This window comes from uncultured Georgenia sp. (assembly GCF_937958535.1).
Classification (GTDB): domain Bacteria; phylum Actinomycetota; class Actinomycetes; order Actinomycetales; family Actinomycetaceae; genus Oceanitalea.
The window spans coordinates 1-4,006 of record NZ_CALGNQ010000049.1; the positions used below are offsets into that span (position 1 = coordinate 1).

Here is a 4,006-nt window from a genome sequence, read left to right on the forward strand (position 1 = left end):
TCCCACCGACAGCTCACGTCCCACCGACAGCTCACGTCCCACCGACAGCTCAGTTCCCGCCGAGGGGTGAGTCCCTACCGGGCGCTTCGTGCTCGCCGTGGGCGCGGTCCGCGCGGGCAGCTGTCGGGACGCCGGGAGCCCGGGGAACCTGCCGTCAGCCGACCGCGCCGGCCCACAGCGTGCTCCGGTATGCGACCACGGCGAGCACGCCGAGCAGCAGCAGCCCTGCGCCGGCGGCCACCAGGCGCCTCCGGGCCCGGGCGGTGAGCACCAGCACGGCGCCGTAGGCGACGAGGAGGACGGCGGTCCAGGTGACTGCCGCGGGCAGCCGGTCGGCGCATCCGGGCGGGGCGGGGAGGACCGCCGGGCAGATGCCGCCGTCCGGGCCGTCACCGACGAGCCCCCAGATCCCGGCCAGCGTGCCGGCCACCACCAGTGCGCCGACGCCCGCCGTGATCCACCACCGCCGGCGGGTGAGCCGCGATGTGTCCGCTCCCACGCCCGGAGCCCAGGGCAGCCGTCTCGTCACGGTCCGGAGCACCTCGCGCCCCCTGGCTACTCCCGCGGGGCGGCGAGCTTGTCGAGCATGACGTCCAGCCCCCGACGCGCCGCCCGTTCCGCCGACCGGACCCGCTCCGCCATGGCTCTGGCCTCCTCCAGCGCCGCCGCGGCCCGCTGCACGGCGAGCCGGCACGCCTCCACCCCGTGGAGCCGCTCGTGCTCGGCAGCCGCCTGGTCGTCGTGGAATCCCTGGACCTCGCCGGCGGCGAGGTCCACCGCCCGGTCGAGCAGGAACCGGAAGGCGGCCCTGACCTTCTTCGGGTTGGTCCTGCGCTCCAGGGCGTCGACGTCCTCGTTCAGCGTCTCCCGCATGAAGACGAGCGGGTCGGACCGGTACTCACCGGTGGCCGCCGCCTCCTCGGCCTTCGCCAGCCGCTCCCGGGCCTCGGCGAGCTCCCGCTCCGCCTCCCGGACGGCGGCTGCGGCCGCGTCGAGGTGCGGTGCGAAGCGGGTCTCGAGCGCGGTCACCACCCGGTCCCGCTCCGCCGTGTCGAGCCCGGGGACACTCTGCCGGTCCTGTTCAGCCAAGGTCACCACCCACCGTCTCGTCTCCGTCCCACTCTCTCATCACCGGGGTCGGGCCGGTGGGGGCACGCTAGACGAGGCAGCCGGGGCCGAGGAGTGCCTTGAGGTCGCCGAAGAGCGCGGTGGACGGCTCGACGCGGAAGGAGTCCTCCAGGCGCATGGTCGTCGAGCGGCCGGGGCTGGTGAGCCGCAGCCGCACCTCCGAGCTGCCCGGGTGGTCGGTGAGGATCGCCTTGAGCTTCTCCACCAGCGGCGCCGTGCACCGGTTGGCGGCCAAGGTGAGCTGGACCGGCCCGTCGGTGGCCTGCGAGACGTCCGGAAGGGTCATCTCCGAGGCGTAGATCGTGGGGATGTCGTCGCGCCGGTTGAGCCGGCCCTTGACCGTGATGATCGAGTCCTCGGCGAGCATCGTCGAGACCGTGGAGTAGGTCTGCGGGAAGAAGAGCACCTCGATGGAGCCCTCGAGGTCCTCGACCGTCGCGATGGCCCACGGGTTGCCGTTCTTCGTCATCTTCCGCTGCAGCGAGGTGACCAGACCGGCGATCGTCACCGTCGAGCCGTCGGCGCGGGTCTCGTCGGTGAGCAGGTTGGCGATCGACACGTCCGCCGAGCGCTGGAGCACGTGCTCCAGCCCGAAGAGCGGGTGGTCCGACACGTACAGGCCGAGCATCTGCCGCTCGAAGGTGAGCTTCTCCCGCTTGTCCCACTCCGGGAGGTCGGGGATGTCGATGGTGAAGCCGCTGCCACCGCCGTCCCCGCCCTCACCGCCCAGCCCGGCGAAGAGGTCGAACTGGCCGACGGCCTCGTTGCGCTTGACGTCGATGACCATGTCGATGGCCTCCTCGTGCCGCGCGAGGAGCGCCCGCCGGGTGTGTCCGAGCGAGTCGAAGGCCCCGGCCTTGATGAGCGACTCGATGGTGCGCTTGTTGCACACCACCGCCGGCACCTTGTCGAGGAAGTCCTGGAAGGAGGTGTAGGGGCCCTTCTCCTCGCGGGTGCGGATGATCGCGTCGACGACGTTGGCACCGACGTTGCGCACCGCGGCCAGCCCGAAGCGGATCTCCTCCCCGACGGCGGCGAACGACCCCACCGAGGTGTTGACGTCCGGCGGCAGCACCGTGATGCCCATGTGCCGGCACTCGCCGAGGTACAGGCCGAGGCGGTCCTTGTTGCCCTGCGTCGAGGTGAGCAGGGCCGCCATGTACTCGGTGGGGAAGTTCGCCTTGAGGTAGGCGGTCCAGTAGGAGATGAGGCCGTAGGCGGCCGAGTGCGCCTTGTTGAAGGCGTAGTCGGAGAACGGGAGCAGGATGTCCCACAGGGTCTTGACGGCGTCCTGCGAGTAGCCCCGCTCGAGCATGCCGGCCTGGAAGGACTCGAACTGCTTGTCCAGCTCGGCCTTCTTCTTCTTGCCCATCGCCCGGCGCAGCAGGTCGGCCTGGCCGAGGGTGTACCCGGCGACCTTCTGCGCGATCGCCATGACCTGCTCCTGGTAGACGATCAGGCCGTAGGTGGTGCCGAGGATGTCGGCGAGCGGTTCCTCCAGCTCGGGGTGGATGGGGTCGATCTTCTGCTGCCCGTTCTTGCGCAGCGCGTAGTTCGTGTGGGAGTTCGCGCCCATCGGGCCGGGTCGGTAGAGCGCGCCGACGGCGGAGATGTCCTCGAAGTTGTCGGGGCGCATGAGCCGCAGCAGGGTGCGCATGCCGGCGCCGTCGAGCTGGAACACCCCGAGCGTGTCGCCGCGGGAGAGCATCGCGTAGGTGAGCGGGTCGTCCAGCGGGAGGCGTTCGAGGTCCGGCGCCTCCTTGCCGTTCCGGGTGATGTTCTCCAGGGCGTCGTCGATGACGGTGAGGTTGCGCAGCCCGAGGAAGTCCATCTTCAGCAGCCCGAGCGCCTCGCACTGCGGGTAGTCGAACTGCGTGATGACCGCGCCGTCCTGCGGGCGCAGCATGACGGGGATGACGTCCTGGAGCGGCTTGCTGGACATGATGACGGCGCAGGCGTGCACGCCCCACTGCCGCTTGATGCCCTCCAGCCCCTGTGCGGTCTCGACCACCGCCTGCGCGTCCGGGTCGGAGGCGTGGAGCTGGCGGAACTCCTCCGCCTCGGCGTACCGCGGGTCGCGGGGGTCGAAGATGCCGGCCAGGGTGATGTCCTTGCCCATGACGGTGGGCGGCATCGCCTTGGTCAGTTTCTCCCCCATCTGGAAGGGGTAGTCCAGCACCCGCGCGGAGTCCTTCAGCGCCTGCTTGGCCTTGATGGTGCCGTACGTGACGACCTGGGCGACGCGGTCGTCGCCGTACTTCTCCGTGACGTACCGGATGACCTCACCGCGCCGACGCTCGTCGAAGTCGACGTCGAAGTCGGGCATCGACACGCGGTCGGGGTTGAGGAAGCGCTCGAAGATCAGCCCGTGCTCGAGCGGGTCGAGGTCGGTGATCCGCAGCGCGTAGGCGACCATCGAGCCGGCGCCGGAGCCACGGCCCGGACCCACCCGGATGCCCCGCTCCTTGGCCCAGTTGATGAAGTCGGCGACGACGAGGAAGTAGCCGGGGAAGCCCATCTGGGTGATGACCTGGACCTCGTACTCGGCCTGCTTGCGCACGTGGTCGGGTACGCCGTCCGGGTAGCGGTAGGCCAGCCCCTTCTCGACCTCCTTGACGAACCAGGAGTGCTCGTCCTCCCCCTCGGGCACGGGGAAGCGCGGCATGTAGTTCGCGCCCTCGGCGGCGGTGTGGAAGCGGACGTCGCACTGCTCGGCCACGAGCAGGGTGTTGTCGCACGCCTCCGGCAGCTCGCGGAACAGCTCGCGCATCTCGGCGGCCGAGCGTAGGTAGTAGGTGTTGCCGGTGAAGGCGAACCGGCTGCCGCCCTCGTCGTAGGTGGGCTCGGTGAGCTTGCTGCCGGACTGCAGGGCGAGCAT

General features: G+C 70.6%; 3 protein-coding genes. All 3 read right to left on the reverse strand.

Annotated elements, in window-relative coordinates; translation table 11 throughout:
- Window positions 1-154: 154 nt before the first annotated feature.
- Complete coding sequence (locus Q0195_RS03020; RefSeq protein WP_299274335.1) at window positions 155-499, reverse strand: hypothetical protein; 345 nt, start codon at window positions 497-499, stop codon at window positions 155-157.
- 56 nt (window positions 500-555) lie between these two features.
- Window positions 556-1,095 carry a hypothetical protein gene (locus Q0195_RS03025; RefSeq protein ID WP_299274338.1) on the reverse strand — a complete coding sequence of 180 codons (540 nt, stop codon included), beginning with the start codon at window positions 1,093-1,095 and terminating at the stop codon, window positions 556-558.
- 61 nt (window positions 1,096-1,156) lie between these two features.
- A partial coding sequence (gene dnaE / locus Q0195_RS03030) for a DNA polymerase III subunit alpha (RefSeq protein ID WP_299274340.1) occupies window positions 1,157-4,006 on the reverse strand: 2,850 nt, incomplete at its 5' end.